The 16,932-nt window shown below is 68.5% G+C and carries 13 protein-coding genes and 1 pseudogene; 6 read left to right on the forward strand and 8 right to left on the reverse strand.

From position 1 onward, the window contains the following. Positions 1–89: 89 nt before the first annotated feature. Together ACQEXA_RS11585 and ACQEXA_RS11590 are read right to left on the reverse strand one after the other, a co-directional pair. Positions 90–1,301, reverse strand: a complete 1,212-nt coding sequence (locus ACQEXA_RS11585; protein ID WP_432934951.1) for a PucR family transcriptional regulator — start codon at positions 1,299–1,301, stop codon at positions 90–92. Positions 1,302–1,506: 205 nt separating this feature from the next. Then, positions 1,507–2,709, reverse strand: a complete 1,203-nt coding sequence (locus ACQEXA_RS11590) for an IS110 family transposase (RefSeq protein WP_433129659.1) — start codon at positions 2,707–2,709, stop codon at positions 1,507–1,509. A 213-nt stretch (positions 2,710–2,922) separates the two neighbouring features. Here ACQEXA_RS11590 and ACQEXA_RS11595 point away from each other — a divergent pair, with 213 nt between their 5' ends. Beyond that, positions 2,923–4,410, forward strand: coding sequence for a long-chain-fatty-acid--CoA ligase (locus tag ACQEXA_RS11595; protein ID WP_432934949.1), 1,488 nt, complete (start codon positions 2,923–2,925; stop codon positions 4,408–4,410). Between the two features lie 92 nt (positions 4,411–4,502). Here the strand turns inward: ACQEXA_RS11595 and ACQEXA_RS11600 are convergent, their stop codons facing one another. Then, positions 4,503–5,219: a hypothetical protein gene (locus ACQEXA_RS11600; protein ID WP_433129661.1), complete on the reverse strand. Its 717-nt coding sequence runs from the start codon at positions 5,217–5,219 to the stop codon at positions 4,503–4,505. A gap of 133 nt (positions 5,220–5,352) precedes the next feature. Between ACQEXA_RS11600 and ACQEXA_RS11605 the strand changes: the two are divergent. Next, positions 5,353–5,480 (forward strand): annotated as a pseudogene (locus ACQEXA_RS11605) (integrase); the annotation flags it as partial. Between the two features lie 169 nt (positions 5,481–5,649). Next, positions 5,650–6,339 carry a CPBP family intramembrane glutamic endopeptidase gene (locus ACQEXA_RS11610; RefSeq protein WP_432934947.1) on the forward strand — a complete coding sequence of 230 codons (690 nt, stop codon included), beginning with the start codon at positions 5,650–5,652 and terminating at the stop codon, positions 6,337–6,339. 272 nt (positions 6,340–6,611) lie between these two features. Here the strand turns inward: ACQEXA_RS11610 and ACQEXA_RS11615 are convergent, their stop codons facing one another. After that, positions 6,612–7,850, reverse strand: a complete 1,239-nt coding sequence (locus ACQEXA_RS11615; RefSeq protein WP_433129663.1) for a ThuA domain-containing protein — start codon at positions 7,848–7,850, stop codon at positions 6,612–6,614. A 434-nt stretch (positions 7,851–8,284) separates the two neighbouring features. On the opposite strand from ACQEXA_RS11615, the gene ACQEXA_RS11620 reads away from it, so the two are divergent. Further along, positions 8,285–9,991 carry an MFS transporter gene (locus ACQEXA_RS11620; protein WP_433129665.1) on the forward strand — a complete coding sequence of 569 codons (1,707 nt, stop codon included), beginning with the start codon at positions 8,285–8,287 and terminating at the stop codon, positions 9,989–9,991. A 2,112-nt stretch (positions 9,992–12,103) separates the two neighbouring features. Here ACQEXA_RS11620 and ACQEXA_RS11625 read toward each other — a convergent pair. Further along, the gene (locus ACQEXA_RS11625) at positions 12,104–12,451 is read right to left on the reverse strand and encodes a hypothetical protein (protein WP_433129667.1); all 348 of its coding nucleotides are present in this window, start codon (positions 12,449–12,451) and stop codon (positions 12,104–12,106) included. A 423-nt stretch (positions 12,452–12,874) separates the two neighbouring features. On the opposite strand from ACQEXA_RS11625, the gene ACQEXA_RS11630 reads away from it, so the two are divergent. Beyond that, the gene (locus tag ACQEXA_RS11630) at positions 12,875–13,114 is read left to right on the forward strand and encodes a GntR family transcriptional regulator (protein WP_433129669.1); all 240 of its coding nucleotides are present in this window, start codon (positions 12,875–12,877) and stop codon (positions 13,112–13,114) included. A gap of 46 nt (positions 13,115–13,160) precedes the next feature. Here ACQEXA_RS11630 and ACQEXA_RS11635 read toward each other — a convergent pair whose 3' ends face one another. The 3 genes from ACQEXA_RS11635 to ACQEXA_RS11645 all read right to left on the reverse strand — a co-directional run bounded on the left by ACQEXA_RS11635 (position 13,161) and on the right by ACQEXA_RS11645 (position 14,819). Beyond that, entirely contained in the window at positions 13,161–13,346 is a 186-nt protein-coding gene (locus ACQEXA_RS11635) for a hypothetical protein (RefSeq protein ID WP_433129670.1), read from the reverse strand. Between the two features lie 204 nt (positions 13,347–13,550). After that, positions 13,551–14,270: a CBS domain-containing protein gene (locus ACQEXA_RS11640; RefSeq protein WP_433129672.1), complete on the reverse strand. Its 720-nt coding sequence runs from the start codon at positions 14,268–14,270 to the stop codon at positions 13,551–13,553. Positions 14,271–14,660: 390 nt separating this feature from the next. Further along, positions 14,661–14,819: a hypothetical protein gene (locus ACQEXA_RS11645; RefSeq protein WP_432934942.1), complete on the reverse strand. Its 159-nt coding sequence runs from the start codon at positions 14,817–14,819 to the stop codon at positions 14,661–14,663. Positions 14,820–15,730: 911 nt separating this feature from the next. Here ACQEXA_RS11645 and ACQEXA_RS11650 point away from each other — a divergent pair. Beyond that, entirely contained in the window at positions 15,731–16,867 is a 1,137-nt protein-coding gene (locus ACQEXA_RS11650) for a hypothetical protein (protein WP_432934941.1), read from the forward strand. The last annotated feature ends 65 nt before the right edge of the window (positions 16,868–16,932 follow it).

Consider the following 16,932-nt stretch of genomic DNA (forward strand, 5'->3'; position numbering starts at 1 on the left):
CGTGGATCACGAGGATGACGACAAGACGCGCGAACGCATGCGACCGCCACCGCGGAGCCACACGGTTCGGGACTGGAGGGATGAGTTCATCAAGGCGGGGTGGAGTCCGTCGAGGTGCCCGGAAGGAATCCGACGGCACGCAACGCCGCGACGAGCTCGGCGGTGTCGCCGGGAGTCTGGAGCGAACGGCCGGTGAGGTCTTCGAGTTTGCGCAGCCTGTAGCGGACGGTGTTGGAGTGGCAGTGCAGGGCCTGTGCCGTCGCGGTGGCGTTTCCGGCGGCGTCGATCCAGCACTGGAACGTGTCGAGCAGCAGGGCGCGTGCGTCGCTGTCGAGGTCCAGAACCGGGCCCATGACCCTGCGGGCGATGTCGGCGGCGGCTTCGGGAGCCGCGGCCATGACCACGGTGAGCGGGTCGTCCTGGAAGCGGACCACTTCGGCCGTCCCGGCCGGCTGGCCGCTCATGGCGAGGCGGGCGTACCGCAGAGCCTGGCCGGTGCCGTCGAGCGACGCGAAGGCCGGGCTCACTCCCACGCGGGAGGTGGCGAGGCGCCGTAGGACGTTCATGGTGAGGTCATCGGCGTCCGGGCGGAGCAGGGACGCGATTCCGATGTGAAGGTCGGGCCGCAGTGTCCAGGCGGAGGGGATGCCGTGCGCGGCCAGCTGCGCCTCGACGTCGCCGAGCGGCTCCTGACCGAGTGCGGTGGCTTCGGCGGCAACGGCGACGAAGGGGCCCTTCCTGGGTAGGCCGAGGGTCTGGGCGACCTCCCACAACGTCCCTCGATCGGTGATCCGTCCGCTGAGCAGGGCCTCCGTGAGGGCGGACCGTTCGCGCTCCTGGGCGCGGACGAGTTCGGCGGCAGCTCGCCGGTAGGCGGAGGTCAGCGCGTCGCTGTACTCGTCCGCGAGCTGCCACGCGTCGGTCGCCGCGCGCACCAAAACGGACGGGTCCACCTGGCGACGCGAGGCTTCCTCGGTCAGGACCGTCCACACCTCTGCGAACCCGAGCCGGTAGGCGCGCAGGACGTCGGGCAGCGGACCGCCCTGGACCGCGCGCAGGCGTCCAGTCTCGCTGGGCTCGGTGAGGTCCGGTTCGCTGCCGCGGGCGAACTGGGCGAGCATGCTGTCGATGTTGCGCCGCAGCGATGCCCGCAGCTCTGCCTCCGGCACAGTGCCGGAGGGGCCGTAGATGTCGATCTCGTCGCGGATACGGCGGGTGGCGCGCTCGACGAGGTCGGGCAGCCGCGGGCGCAGGGACTGTGCCATCGCAGCGATCTCGGGTACGGGCGGGCGACGCTGCACGAGGCCAGAGTACGGGGTGTGCTTGTCCCGGCCGACAAGGTATCGCCCAGTTTCCAGGGAACGTCCGCCGTCAGGTTGTTCCTGAGAACAACACATCCCGCGGTCTTCTTGTTCGCCGGTCCATTGGTGACGGCCCGCACGGGCGACAGTCTGTACCCGGCGTTCGGGGGTTACCGGGCTGTTAACAGGAGTCTCAATGACGCAGTCAAGCCGCTTGCGTGACCGGCGGGGCGGAGGTGAAGACCCGGTTGTCGCGCAGGAGTGCCCACAGGACGCTGGCGCGTCGGCGGGCCAGGGCGATGACGGCCTGGACGTGCTTGAGCCCTTCGTCGCGCTTCTTGAGGTAGAAGTCCCGGTTCGGCCCCTCGCGCATCATGCTGGTCTGCGCGGACATGTAGAAGACCCGGCGCAGGCGACGGCTGTAACGCTTGGGCCGGTGCAGGTTTCCGGTACGGCGGCCCGAGTCGCGCGGGACGGGCACCAGCCCGGCCGCGGAGGCGAGGTGGCCGGCGTCCGCGTAAGTGGTCAGGTCACCCGCGGCGACGACGAACTCCGCACCGAGTATCGGTCCTATGCCTGGCATGGACTCGATGATCTCGGCCTGAGGGTGGCTTCGGAACGTCTCGCTGATCTGCCGGTCTACGCGCTTGAGCCGGTCGTCCACGGCGAGGATCTGCATGGCCAGGTCGGCGACGATCTGCGCGGCGACGTCCTCGCCGGGCAGCGCGGTCTGCTGGGCCTGGGCCGCCTCCAGCACGGTCGCGGCCACCGCGTCGGCGCCGCGCACGCCGCGGTTGGCCAGCCAGGCTGTCAGCCGCGTCCGGCCGCGGCGGCGGATGCTGGCCGGAGTCTGGTAGCCCGTCAGCAGGACCAGCGCGCCCTTATGGCTGCTGTAGTCGAAGGCCCGCTCCAGGGCCGGGAAGACGCCGGTCAGCACGTCGCGGAGGCGGTTGATCATCCGCACCCGGTCGGCCACGAGATCGGTGCGGTGGGCGGTCAGCAGCGCGAGGTCGGCGGCCAGCTGCGCGGGCACGTCGATGGCGGCGAAGTCCCGTCGGTGCCGGGCGGTTTCGGCGATGACGTAGGCGTCGCGGGCATCCGTCTTCGCCTCGCCGCGGTAGGCGCCGGACATGCGGTTGACCGTGCGGCCGGGCACGTAGACGGCCTGCTGGCCGTGGGCTGCGAGCAATGCCAGCAGCAGCGCGGAGGACGTGCCCGAGATGTCCACCGCCCAGCGGACCTCGTCCGCCAGGTCCAGGATGTCGCCGAGTGCGGTCAGGATCGTCGACTCGTCGTTGTCGATCTTCTTCGACCACAGGGTCGTACCGGTCTCGTCGACCACGGCAGCCCAGTGATGGCCCTTGCCCGCGTCGATACCGGCCCAGACCTGAGTCTTCCGCTCGCTCACTCGCCCCTCCTCGTTCCGCACGGCATGCCGTCGGCCCGAGGAACACCCCGCTGTCATCTCCGTAATCAGCGACCGCACGCGGCGCGCACATCTCAATCAGCAGCCCGGGGCGCCCCGGAGAGCCGGACGGCCACTCCTGTGAAGCCACTGAAGGCAAGGACACATCAGCCACATCCGGCTCTCCCGGGCCGTCTAACAACTTACGGAGGACGCATGTCGAACATCGCGGGAAATCTGTCGGAGACAGCGCTGCGTCACCCCGATCGCCCTGCCCTCCGGTTCGGGAACGACGTGCTGACGTACGCGGAGCTGGACGCGGCCGCGTCGCGCGTCGCCGCGATGCTGCGTGCGGAAGGCGTGACGGTCGGTGATCGGGTGGGCGTGATGCTGCCCAACGTGCCGGCCTTCGTGGCGCTCTACTACGGCATCCTGCGGGCCGGTGGAGTCGTCGTGCCGATGAACCCGCTGCTCAAGGCACGCGAGATCGAGCACTGCCTGGTCGACTCGGGCGCGTGCCGCCTGTTCGTGCACGAGGGCGCCGCCGCGGAAGCCGCGGTGGCAGCCGGTGTCACGGGAACCGTTGTGATCCCCGTCGACCCGATCCTGTCGCAGGCAGAGGACCACGAGCCGGTCGGCGCGGAGACACAGCGCGGTGACGACGACCTCGCCGTGATCCTCTACACCTCCGGCACCACCGGCAGGCCGAAGGGCGCCGCGCTGACCCACCACAACCTCGGTCTGAACACCGAGGTCGTGGCCGAGCGGGTGATCCACGTGGGGCCGCAGGACGTGGTGATGGGCTGCCTTCCGCTCTTCCACGCCTTCGGCCAGACCTGCGGCATGAACGCGGCGGTCCGCCAGGGCGCCTGCCTGGTCCTCGTGCCCCGCTTCGACCCGGCCGAGGTACTGGCGCTGCTCGACGCCTTGCGGGTGACCGTCTTCCAGGGCGTGCCGACGATGTACAACGCGCTGCTGCACCAGCCCCCGTCCGCCACCGCCCCCGAGGCCGGTGACCTGCGGGTGTGCGTCTCCGGCGGGGCTGCGCTGCCGACGGAGGTGCTGCACGCCTTCGAGAAGCGCTTCGGCTGTGCGGTGGCCGAGGGCTACGGACTGTCGGAGACCTCACCGGTGGTCACGTTCAACCACCTCGACCGCACCCGCAAGCCCGGCTCGATCGGCACCCCGATCGACGGTGTCGAGGTGCGCCTGGTGGACGTCGCCGGCCAGGACGTCCCGGTCGGTGCAGTCGGTGAGATCGCCATTCGGGGCCACAACGTCATGGCGGGCTACTGGAACCGGCCCGACGCGACGGCCGAGGCGATCCCGGACGGATGGTTCCGTACCGGAGACCTGGCCCGCCAGGACGCCGACGGCTACTTCTTCGTCGTCGACCGCAAGAAGGACCTGATCATCCGAGGCGGGTACAACGTCTACCCGCGGGAGATCGAGGAGGTGCTCTACGAGCACCCGAACGTCGTCGAGGCAGCCGTCGTCGGCGTCCCGCACGCATCCCTCGGCGAGGAGGTCTCCGCAGCCGTCGTCCTCACCCCGGATGCTCAGGTCACGGCCGAAGACGTGCGGGCCTTCGTGAAGGAACGCGTCGCCCCCTACAAGTACCCCCGCAACGTCTGGCTCCTCCCCGCCCTGCCCAAAGGCCCCACCGGAAAAATCCTCAAGCGGGAGATCCGGCTTCCGCGGTGACATTCCGGGAGCGCCCGCGCCAGGTCGCTGACGTGCAGCGTTGCCGTACGCACTCTTGGCGGAACTCGTGCACGGGTCGACGGTCTCGCGTGTCAGACGAACAGGACACTTTCGACGTCGATGGTGACGAGTTCCACGTCCCGGGCCACCGTTCCGTCCTCGGTACGCCGGTAGACGCGGCGCCGGGTCGGGATCATGATGCCGTCGAACTCCCGGTACTCGGAGGGGTAGTGCGCGGCAGGCCCGGCGTTGATGACCTCGGGAGTGTAGTCGTGCCGGCGCAGCAGCCCGTTCGAGTCGAAGTAGAAGACCTGCTCACGGCAGTGCGTGGCGATGTGGTCCGGGAAGGTGACCTTCAGGGGCCTCCACGTCTGTCCCTCTTCGGTGACCGAAGGCAGTTCCGCGGTCTCGAATCCGGGAGAGGTGAAGGTGAAAGGGGATGTGAGGTAGGTCCACATGGCGTACCCGGCGAAGTAGGCGACGTGAAGATCGTCCCAAGGGGCGCGCACGTCGTCCGGGAACGACGCACGGGGATCGAGCCGCTCGGCCTTCACCTCGCCGGTGACCGTCTCCACGGCCACCCTCTGCGGGGTGAGGGAGGTCCGCAGGTCGGGCGCGGTGAAGGGTGAGTGACTCGCGTGCTGCCGGTGCAGGTCGATCCGTACGGCCGCATGATCCAAGATCCCCTCCCGTCCCTTCAGTCGCCACAGCGAACCCCCGACGCGGATATGCGCGGTCGCCGAGCTCAACCGGTGGTAGCGGTCCAGGCCGCCGTGCGCCTCGAGGGCCGTCGTGACGAGATCGGTCATGGCAGATGACTCCTTGATCTGTGGGGGGCGCGGGCGGGGCCGGTAGACCCACGCGCCCGGCTGCAAGGCTGACGCGCGATCGGACCATCGCCCATTAGGAGCATATGCTCCCATGCGATCCGCGGCAAGAAACAGCCAGGCCGGGGCCCCGCTCGCCTGCGACCTGTGCGAGACCCTGAGCGAAGCGAGCTGTACATCTTTGCCGTCATCGAGCATTCGACGAGGTGCATCCGAATCCTGGGCACCACCGCACACCCCACCACGGACCGTACATTCGCGACGGCACTCATTCGTCTGGGAGAATCGTCGCGCTCGTCACCACCAGCCCGGCCCGCACTGGTCCATCGCGGGCCAACCGTACTGGTGCGCCCGTCTACTCGGCGCGCCGTGACCTGCCGGATCTCCGTGCGTCAGGGATGCTGAAGAGACCATGCATTCGCTGCTCCTCGCGGTCAGCGTGCTCGCGGCTGCGAGCACGCTGACCACTGTGCTGGCCGACGACTGGTACGTCCCGGTGTGCGTCACCGCGGCCGCGCTGCTCGTGACGATCGCACGCCGGTCCGGTGTGAGCTGGGAGGAGCTGGGGCTCGGTCCGGTCTCGGTGCAGCGTGGGCTGGACTGGGGCCTCGTCCTGGCCGGGGCCGTCCTCGCCGTCTACCTCCTCGCGTGGCACATGCCGTTCACCCACGAGGCCTTCAAGGACAAGCGCGCCGTCGGCCTTTCTGCCGCGAAGCAGTTGTTCCGGGTTCTGGTGCGCGTGCCGTTCGGCACGGTGCTGCTGGAGGAGGTGGGCTTCCGCGGCGTCCTGTGGGCCCTGATCATCCGGCTTCGTGGCCCCGTGTGGGCCACGGCGGTCTCGTCCACTCTGTTCGGTTTCTGGCATGTGCCCCCGTCGCGGGGACTCACCAAGGCCAACACGGCGGCCGAAGGCGTCTTCGGTGCCGGGACTGCCGGCGTCATCCGGTCCGTCGCCGCCGCCGTCGTCGGCACGGGCATCGCTGGCGTGCTCTTGTGCGAACTGCGCCGCCGGTCCGGCAGCCTGATCGCGCCCATGGTAGTACACTGCGCCCTCAACAGCTTCGGCTACGCCTCGGCTTGGGCGGCCGCCCGCAGGCAGTAACGGAAGCCTGCCAGGGGCCACGCCGCGCCTGGGCCAGCGGGCCACCGTCCTTTCCGACTCCTCGTCAGCGACTGCTGCCGGCAGATGGCTCCCTGCGCCGTGGCTTCTTGAATGGCCGTCGAAGTGACACGGCGTGGGGAGTCCAAGGAACGCCGACAACGGGCTGACGCAGGTGAGCCGACGGCCGTTGCCTCTCGTAGGCGCCCCGTCGTTCAAACTGCGCCGGCCCGCTGCGTGTCCACGACGGAGCAGGCAGTGTGCCCCTCAGACGGTCAGGAAGGCAGTGTCCAGCTCTGATTGGCCGCGCCGGTGCACGACCAGATCTGCAATCGTGTGCCGTTGGCGGAGCTGGGGCCCGTGGCGTCCAGACACTTCCCGGACTGCGGATTCACCAGCGCGCCGGCCGTACCCGGTTGCCACTTCTGCGCGCCGGTGCCGTTGCAGTCGTACAGCTGCACCTTGGTGCCGTTCGCGGTGCCTCCCGAGGTGACGTCCATGCACTTGCCGAGTGCCTGCAGGCTGCCATCGCCGGCTACCGTCCAGTTCTGCGCAGACGTGCCGTTGCAGTCGTACAGCTGCACCGCAGTGCCGTTGGCGTTGTTGGCACCCGCGATGTCCACGCACTTGCCGCCGTATCCGTGGATCGGACCGGTGGGGCGCGGCGGAGTGATCGGGCCTGACTGTCCGCCCAGCCAACGCAGGCCCTGTATGAGCAGCTGGTTCTGCTGCGCGCTGGCGAAGGTGGAGGACAGGGTGGTGTTGGTGGAGTAGTCCATGGCGTTGTGGCCGAAGTTGGCGTAGATCATCTTGTAGTTGCGGTTGGACCAGACGATCGGGTAGTAGCCGCTGTACCACGACTGGTTGGGGTCCGTGCCGACCGGAAACGTGGAGGGGTCCATCGACGCGAGGATGTCGATGGCCGGGTTCTGCCGCAGGTCGTACTGCCAGCTGTACCACTCGCTGACCGAGGAGCTGATGGTGGCCGGCAGGCCCGCCGTCGCCGGGTGAGTGGAGTCGTCGATCCTCAGCGCCTCGGAGGTCGGCCCCCAGGTGTTGGTCTGGAAGGTGCCCGTGCCGAGGAAGGTGTTGTGGTACCAGGGCCAGTCGCTGCTGTCGGTGTTGAAGGCCGAGACGTGGAAACCCAGGAAGCCGCCACCGTTGTTCATGTACGTCTGAAACGCGGACTGCTGCGCGGCGGTGTGGGGGTAGTTGTCGAGGAACATCACCACCTGGTAGTTGGCCAGGTTGGCGGTGTTCAGCTGGTTCCAGTCGTTGGTCGAGGTGTACGAAAAGCCGTACTGCGCGGCAGCCTGCGGGAACCAGGAGTTGGCCTCGTGGACGAAGCTGATGTGCGCCGCGTCATAGGTTCCGTCGTAGAAGGCGATCACCTTGAAGGCAGGCGCCGCCTGGGCGGCGTGTACCGAGCCGGCCTGCAAGCCGAGCAGCACAGCGAACAGTGCGAACAGCCGCGTAAGGGTCCGGGGCCATCCGCGGGTGCAAGGTCCGAACATGTGGAGCCCTTCCTCGTACGCGAAGGAATGGGAACTTGCGCCATCCACTGCCTTCCATACGTCCAGCTCATGCACATGTCAATGGTCCAGACCAAGAGCCAGGTGGTTTAGACCCATCCGCCCGGCTAGAAGCCGCGCCGTACATCCTCGGGCTGGGAGGACGACGACATCGTCGCCTTCAGGGGCGAGTTGCCGGGGTTCCGTTGCGACTCCTACGGCAGCGTGGCGGGCGGGGCGTCAAGGATGCGCCCTGGCTCACGAAGGGGATCAAGGGGCGGGGAGGCCGGATTTCGGGGCGGGGAACGCGCGCCGCGCACCCCCTAGGCATGCCGACCGGTCGGTACTACCCTCGGCCCAACTCGGACCCCGCCGTACGAGTTCTGGTTGTTCCGAGGCGACCCCACCGGTATTCCTGCAACGTTTGGAGGAGCCGTATGTCCGCCACTCCGACGTCACTCGACGACGGCAGACCGGGGCCCTCAGCCCCGGCCGCCGGTGCCCGTAGCACACTCGCCCGGCTGCTGCGCCGGGACCTGACCGCGTATCCGGCCACCGGGCGCCGGCTGGCGTATCTGACGATCGTTGTCGTCACCACCGTGGTGCTCTACTACATGCTCTACATTCAGTACGCGGTCGCGACGTCGATCATCACCCACTTCGGTATGACCTACCGCTACTTCGTGTGGGTGTCGGTGATCGGCAACGCCGTCGGCGCCTTCGCCTCGCTCGCCGCCGGGCTCGCCGACCGGTGGGGCCGCGCCAACATGGTCGTCTACGGACTGCTCGCCGCCTCGCTGCTGGTGTACTTCGGGCTGCCCAACGCCGACGGCAAGGCGACGTACCTGGTGCTGTTCGCACTGGTCAGCTTTGTCGAGGGCGTGGTGCTGGTGGCCACGCCCGCACTGATCAGGGACTTCTCGCCGCAGTTGGGCCGGGCCACGGCGATGGGCGCCTGGACGATGGGCCCGGTCGTCGGCAGCCTGGTCGTCACCGTTGTCACCAGCAGCACCCTGGACACCTCCAGTTGGCAGGACGAACTGCGCTACTCCGCGCTCTCCGGCTTCGTGGTGTTCGTGTTCGCGCTCTTTGCGCTGCGCGAGCTGTCACCCGCCCTGCGCGACCAGATCATGGTCACCCTGCGGGACCGGGCGCTCATCGAGGCGCGCGCCAAGGGCATCGACCCGGCGCTGGCCCGCCGGGGGGAATGGCGGCAGATGCTGCGGCTGGACGTCACCGGCTCAGCCGTGGCCATCTCCATCTACCTACTGCTGTACTTCGCCGCGGTCGGCAACTTCGTGGTCTTCTTCGCCACCACCTACGGCTACAGCGAGCAGCGGGCGAACGCCGTCGCCAACTGGTACTGGGCCCCCAACGCGATCGCGCTGGTCGTGGTGGGCCTGCTCTCCGACCGGATCAGGGTCCGCAAGCCGTTCATGATCATCGGCGCGCTCGGCTCGATCATCGCCACGGCCGTGTTCGCAACCCGCGCCGCCCACCCGGCCACCGACTACTACACCTTCGCCTGGCTGTTCGTGGCCATCGGCGTGTTCAGCGGCATCGCCTACGCGCCGTGGATGGCGAGCTTCACCGAGACCGTCGAGAAGCACAACCCGGCCGCCACCGCCACCGGCCTCGCGGTGTGGGGGTGGACGATCCGCGTGGTCGTCGCGGTCTCCGCGGCGTTCATCCCGGTGCTGGTCACCTCGGTCACGCCGCTCGTCGACCACGGCACCGAGGTCGCCGCGGCGCAGAAGCAGGCCGCCCCCGCGCTCGCGATCGTCGGCGCCCATCCGCAGACCTTCGCCGAACTCGGCTCGTACGCCCCGGGCAAGGTGCCTCCGGACGTCGCCGCGCGGGCGCAGCAGGAGGTCGGCGCCGCGGACCTGGCCACCGTGCAGAAAGCGCAGCCACAGCTCGACCTGCTGAAGAAGTACGGGACCACGGTGCAAAAGGCCGCGCACCACGGGCCGGGCCAGTGGCGGACCTGGTGGTGGATCTGCGTCGGCGGCCAAGTGCTGTTTCTGCCGTTCGTCTTCCTGATGACCGGGCGCTGGAGCCCCAAGCGGGCCCGTGAGGACGCCGAGCTGCACCAGCAGGCGGTGGACCGCGAGTTGGCCGCGCTCGCGGCGGAACGCGTCTGATCCTACCCGTCGGCACGCGGCCTGCCGGCGGGTAGCACGACTGGGAGCACGGCCTGAGGAGCGTGCCGATCCCGAGCGCGGTCCGCAGGCCCGCGCTCGGCTCGCCCGGCCGCGGGTGAGGGTCCGGTGACCTGCCCGATTCCTCGATCGTGGCGGCTCTTCAGCAGCGACACGGGCAGGTGCTCGGGGCGTCTGACGAAGTCGGTGCAGACCTTGTCGATGGCCCATGCCGGGAGTACACAGACCGGGATCGGGGCGGTGTCGGGCTCGTCGGCGTCAGGGAGCCAGTTCGTCGTCGCAGCGGCGGGCTGCCGTGGCCGGGGTCTCCAAAAGATCGTCCGGTTCTGTTGAGCCGGCACGCCGTCAACAGGCCGATCCGGACCGGCCAGCCCCCCGGCACGTCAGCGCCGCAGCGCGGAGGCCCGGCCGACGCGCAACCCAAAAAAGCCCGGCCCGATCCCCGATGCCGCCGCACCGACGACGCCCGCCCCCACCTTCTCTCTTCATTCATCATTCGGGCAGGGAGCAGCGGCAGCAGAGGGGATGTCAGCTCCCCGACCATGGCCAATTCGCCATCTGCCCTGCAGTATTCGAAGGCCCTTCAACGGCCGTGGTCAGGAGATGGTGCAACAGATTCCGCGCCAGTCAACGCATGAGTCAGCGCCACAGATCCCAAGCGACCTCTACCAAAACTGCGCCGCCAAGCCGCCGGGCCGGAACTGCGACGTCATTCTTTCGGGTGCGCGCAGCTGCTGCGAGGGTGGCATCACCCTCGCAGCACTCAAGCATGACCATGATGAAGTGCGCAGCCGGCCGGGCCGAGCATGCCTCCCGGCCGCCTCGCACGCCCGGAACACGTAGCGCCCTTCACCTCCCTTTTGAACGAAGCTGACCGCATCCGTGGCATCCGGCCCCAGCCGGGCCGGCTCGGCGTCACCTCGCGCCAGCCGTCGCGGCCGATGGTGATGAGCCGGAGGTTTCCGTAGGCGCGGAAGGTGAGGTGGGAGCGCACAGTCCGGGTAGAGGTCGTCAGGGATCTGGGTGAACTGGTCCTCCGCCATCACCTCACAACAAAACCCCCGTGTCGTGGCCGCGCATCGCGCCTTCGTCTGTATGAGTTGGTACGGGTGGCAAGAACGGTGAAGCTGGCTTACGGCGGCGGTGATGAGGCGCGAGGAAGCGTGCTCGGCGCCGAGGTCGGCAGCTCACCCGCCGCTCGCGACCAGACCGCCGGCCATACCCCCGACCAACGGTGACGTCCCAATTGTGCGCACTGGAACGCCGTGGTTGGGTTCATGGCCGGCTCCGACCAAGCGGATCCGGCCCGCTCCACGAGCAGCCGCGCACCCTGCCGCTGCGCAGCGAAAGAACGAATGCTCACGCAGACGGCTGCGCAACAGACCCAGGGTCTGCGCAATCGGCCATGTGCGCGCGATTGCGCATACAGGCGAGCGAACATCGGCCAGGACTGCGCAGTCGGGAGATCGTGCGCAATCAGCTCCAAGACTGACGCCGGAGCGCTGCGCAGAGCCCGCGTCGTGAACTGCCCTCCCTGTGGGCGGATCCCGGGCTCACCGCCATCATTGCCACGCCCTCCGGCCGCTGTGGTGATCAGTCGCCTCCGCGGCTTGGTTGGAACTGTGCTCGGCCCGACCACAGCCCCAACCACGGCCTGTGTCCCCCAGGGTGACCTAACTCAGACCGCAGCTCCGGCCAAGCCGACGGCCACCAGCCCCGTCCAGCGCTCACCATTCGGCAACATGCCCCCTGCGCTGCCGTGGTCGGGCTCATGGGGCCGACCACGCATGCTCGCACCAGCCAGGCATCTCTCCGGCTGTGTTGAGTCGGGCGGCGTCCGGGCGCGGCCGGATCCGTGGGCGGGCCGACCGCGGCCCATATGTCCCCATCGCGACCGTTGTCGGGCCCGCATGGTCGGTAACGAGCCCGTCGGGGACGAAGTTGTTCGGAGAGAATGCGGCCTGCACAGCCCGGCTCCCAGGAAGCGACGAAGCCCCGTTGACGTCTACGAATCTCGCAGGGCGCATACGAGGCTTCGTGTGTTTGAGGGACGGTTGGGTCATGTACTGCTGCGCGCTACCCGCTTGCGCCGTCTCACTGTGCGTCAGACATCCCCTGTTTCAGTGCTTTGCTCAGTACCTCAGCGACAGCGCCGGAAATAGGTTCGTCAGACAGCCCTAGCCGCTGGCCGCGCGACTCCGCCACGCCTAGCGCGTCGCTGAGGCATTCCGCCGTACGCCGCAGCATGTAGCGCGCCTCATCCGCTGTCAGCGCGACATCGAGCATCGGGCGCACCAGCGCCAAAATCGTTTGGCCTACGGCCAGTTGGTGAGCCTCGATAGCGTCGGCGAACCGTGAGAGCGCGCCGTCCGGGTTGTTGGCTGGAACGAACGCTGGCTTGCCTTCCGGCCCGTTGAACGGGAGGCGTCGAAGGTGGTTCATGCCGCACGCCCCTGGGGCCCGTACGGATAGTCAATGCCGAACGTCGCGAGTACTGCCGCAGTGCGCCGTTCTCGCTGAATCTGCCGCTCTCGCTCATGAGCCACGACGTACGGGCGCACTAGCGGAAGGTGATTCGCCTCGATGACTACCGCCGGACGCTGGCTGCGCGGAGCGGGAAGGGTTCGAGCTGGCGCTGCCGGCACAGTTGCCGCCCGGTGCTTGCCGCTGGACGGCACGAGCCACGCGATAAGCGCGGCGATAAGGTTTCGCATAGCCGAGACTCCGTTTCTCGGTGAGCCCCGGTACGGAAGTAGCCGCTTCCTGCCGGGGCGTTTTTCGCTTGCGGGAGTCCATCCTACGCACAATGTGCACACTGTGCACAGCGTGCTAGTCAAAGTGTGGGGCGCGCAGTGTGCACAGACCATGGGATCTGTGATCTACGAATGGCAACGCGTAGCAAATGACCTTGAGCGCCGTATCCGCGCTGGGGAGATTCCGCCGGGCGGTCGACTGGAAAACGAGCGGGAGCTAGCGGATACCTACAGCGTCAGCGCTGGGACCGTGCGCCGTGCCGTTCGTGAGCTGCGGGAACGGGGGCTGGTCGAGACCCTGCCTGCCAAGGGTTCCTATGTGGCCGATCCGCTGCCACCCGCTGAGGCGTAGCCGCTGGTCAGTGGCTACGCCTCACCTAGCTGCAAAGGTGTATGGCCTACGGATCCCGGTCGTAGCGGAACTCCGCGTCGTAGTCGTCCTCGATGATGACGGCGTTCCCGGCGCACCGCCCAGTCAATGAGCGCCAGCCGTGCCTACGCCGACGCCTCGCTGCGACAGGCGTCAGCGAGGACTGGTTCCACCAGCTCGTACGCGCCAGCAGCCTGCCCCCGCTCAACTTCACCCGCCTGGTCTGCGCCCTGCGCGGCCGCAGACATCCTGATCCCGTCCATGGCCCCGCTGCTCGCCGAGTTCATCGACCGCCTTCACCATGACGAACCTCTCGAGGCACTGCTGACGCACGCCGGGCATGGGAACCCGGCGCGCCGGTTGTCCTCCAGAACGCGGACGCATCGCGCACGAGGCATCCAGGGGCCCGCGGGAGGCGCTACACGTCGCCGCGACGGGGGTCGATGCGCTCGACGCCTGACTGTGGTTGGTCCTCTGCGGCCCTGTCGTCGATGGCGTAGTCGATCATCGGCCTGACGGTGACCACGCCGTCCACGCCCTTGGCGAGCCGTTCGGCGATCTGGGCGGTGCTGCGGTTCTCGACCTCGCCACGCAGCGTGACGACGCCATCGTGAACCTGGACCTGCACCTCCTGTCCGGTCAGCCGCAATATCGCTGTGAGGACTTCGTCGCGTATCTCCTCGCGGATCTCCTCGTCGGGGCGCAGGAAGACGCGCAGCAGATCCGGGCGGCTGACGATGCCGACGATGTGGTCTGTCTCGTCCACGACCACCAGTCGCTTGACGTGCTGGCGGTCCATCGCACGGGCCGCCTCGGCGACCGTCCAATCGGTGTGGGCGGTGGCCACGGGAGTGGTCATCAGCCCGGCGGCGTTCTCCGCGCGTGCCTTGGCCTTCTCATGCGGCCACCCAGGCGGTGCTGCCTGCCCACCGTACTCGTCGGGCTGTTCGGCCTGCTTGCGGAGTAGATCGGCTTCGGACACCAGTCCCAACGGCGCACCATGCTCGTCGGCCACGGGCACCGCGCTGATCCCGTGGCTGGACAGGACGGACGTGATCTCCTTGAACGAGGTGTCCGGGCGGACGGTGACAACATCGCGGGTCATCACTTCGCTGACAGTGCTGTGCTGGGTGGTCATGGTCGCGTCTCCTTCCAACCTGCGCGTCGCGCGGTGGACGCTGCCTCGCCCCCACCTCCACTGTGCTCCTCTTGCATCCGGTCCGGTCGTTGCAGGGGCCGCCTCGCCCGCTCGGCACGGTGGTGAGCGATCGTGGGCTCGCTTGCCCCATGGGCGCCGCACTCGGCCGGGTCAGCCATTGCGGTACTCCACCAGGTGCACTGTCCCGTGGCCTGCTGCAGCCGACGGACCCGGCTCCGGCAACAATCGCGAGGGCAGCGGAGAGAAACCGTGCACCACGCAATTGGGACCCCTCAAGGAGCGGGTGGTCCTCCTTTTGTCTGTGTACAGGTTTGTGGTGCGGATCCAGGTGCGTCACGGCGCTGAGGGATGTCTTGAACTACAGCCGTGTCAGCCGTCGAGCAACGGCGCCCGCTTCGTACCGTGAAAGGTCTCGGGGATCTTCCGGGCAGCGTCGACCACCGCCGCCAGGTCCGCCAGTTCCTGCGTCAGCTGCCAGAACAGGTCGCCGAAGGAGATCACACCGATGAGGCGCTCCTCGGCAACCACGGGAAGATGAAGTACCTGGATCAAGCGGCTCGTCGGCGTCCTCGCCAAGCCGCTCGGTCCGGTCATGGAGTGCCATAGGGACGGCGAGCACGATCCGTGTGGCCCCCACGGGCGCGGACGATCTGGCAGGCCGCGCGTGCCGTCGCCCTCGTGGCCGCCCCTCGCTGGCGCATGAGCGGGCGGCAACAAAGGGCAGCGTCAACGGGACGACTGGTGAAGGAGTCGCCCGGTTGCGCGGGGACGTGCACCATGGAAAGTGACCTGAATATCACTGTTCCCGGAGATGAATCGCGATGACCGTCCCATGCCCTTGGACTCGGTGAACCGGTCACCGCCGAGTTCGACGAACTCGGCGAGCGGATGAACCGGCTCCTGGAAACCGCCGCAGCCGTGCCGACGGCACTGGGCTGGGCGAACCGCGGCGGACATGAGGGAGATCGATGACGCGTACGTGATCGAGGCAGAACTGTCCGGCGTCAAGCGAGACGGCATCGAGATCCCCGAGTCCTGGTGCTCCCGGTCCGGCGCGTCACGCGGCCCTCGTCCGCAGCGGAAACCGCGGACGCTTCTGCCCCTTAGCCGTCGATCGAGGCCATTCCGCCAGCGCGGTTCGCCGCCACGTTGCGCGCATACCGGCACGCACGGGTCGCCGCAGAGTCGTCCCGCGACGTCCTCTGCCGAGAGGCATCAAGCCCGGTCCGGCATACGCAGACCACCACCCGCCGATCTCGCTGCGGGAGGTGCGGCAGCCCCGGTGTCCGGATGCAAGCCGAGACCAGTTCCGAACGAGACCCCCAACGAGAGTGAGATCGTGTCGGCTGCTGGCGGCCCGCCGGCCGCGACGCCCCTACGCATCATGGCGCTTCGGTCGTTCCGTCCCGAAGGGGTCGACAGCGTGCTGGGGAGCGGCCATGAGACTTTCCTTTCTCGAACCCCTGTACAAGCAGTCCGGTCCCTTCGCGTCGGTGTATCTGGACACGTCTCGCGACAGCGCCATCGAGGATCCCGACGCCGCCATAGCACTGCGGTGGCGGCATCTGCGAGACGCCCTGATGTCCGAGGGAGCGGACCAGGGCTCCATCACCGCGGTGGCGCGCATGGTGGGCTGCGACACCGATGTCCCCGGCACTCACGGGCAGGCCGTGTTCACAGCGCATGGCCGACTGGCACTGCTGGACGAGCTGCCCATCCCGCCCGCGCGGAACGCAGCGCACTTCGGCACGCTGCCGGACACCATGCCGCTGATCATCCAGCACGCACCCGGACTCCCGTACCTGGCGATCCACGTCCACTACAGCGGCCGTCACTCAACGGACGCTACCGGGACCGTGCGTGTCGACGCAGAGGTCGGCACATGGCCCCTGACCAAGGTCACGCCGGCGCACCGCCTGCACGAGGACGTCCCCGTTGCCGACTGGCTGCACGCCTCTGAAGTGATCGGCCGAGAGCTGGAGGGCCACGCACGGCGTATCGGCGCCGAAGAAGTGGTCGTCGCGGGAGACATCTGGGCCCGCGGCATCCTCATCCGCCGGCTTCCCGCCTCCCTGCGCGGGCAGGTCACCGCGGTGGAAGGCGTGGGCGAGTCGACGCCGGGGCGGGCACTCATGGAACACGGGCTCGAAAGCCTCTTCGGCGGTCGCATGACGGCGCATGACCGGACCCTGCTGGATGCTTTCCTCGCACAGCAGGCGCGCGACGGGGCCTCGGCCGAAGGCATCTCCGCCGCCATATCGGCCCTGCAGCGCGGCCAGGTCAGAGCACTATTCCTCAACGACCATCCCGAGTCCGGGCTGCGCTTGTGGGTCGGTCCGGACCCCCGTCAACTCGCCTTCACCGAACAGGAACTGTGCTCCTACGGCGTACGGGACGTCCGCGAGGAACGGGCCGAAGCGGCCCTGACCCGCGCCCTCGTGAGCACGAGGGCCGAACTGGTCCTGGTGCCCGAAGAGCAGCTGCGTCTGCGCGAGCGTGTGGGCGTACTGCTGCGCTACGCCGACCCGTCATCCTGTGCCGCTCGAAAAGTCCGTCGCCGCAGGCCGCGGCGGTGACGGCGGTTGCGTCCATTGAAGGCTCCCCTCCCTGAAGGGAGGGGATTCTCCACCCTCCAGGGCTG

It is taken from the genome of Streptomyces sp. CA-106110, from assembly GCF_050936285.1.
Taxonomy (GTDB): Bacteria; Actinomycetota; Actinomycetes; order Streptomycetales; family Streptomycetaceae; genus Streptomyces.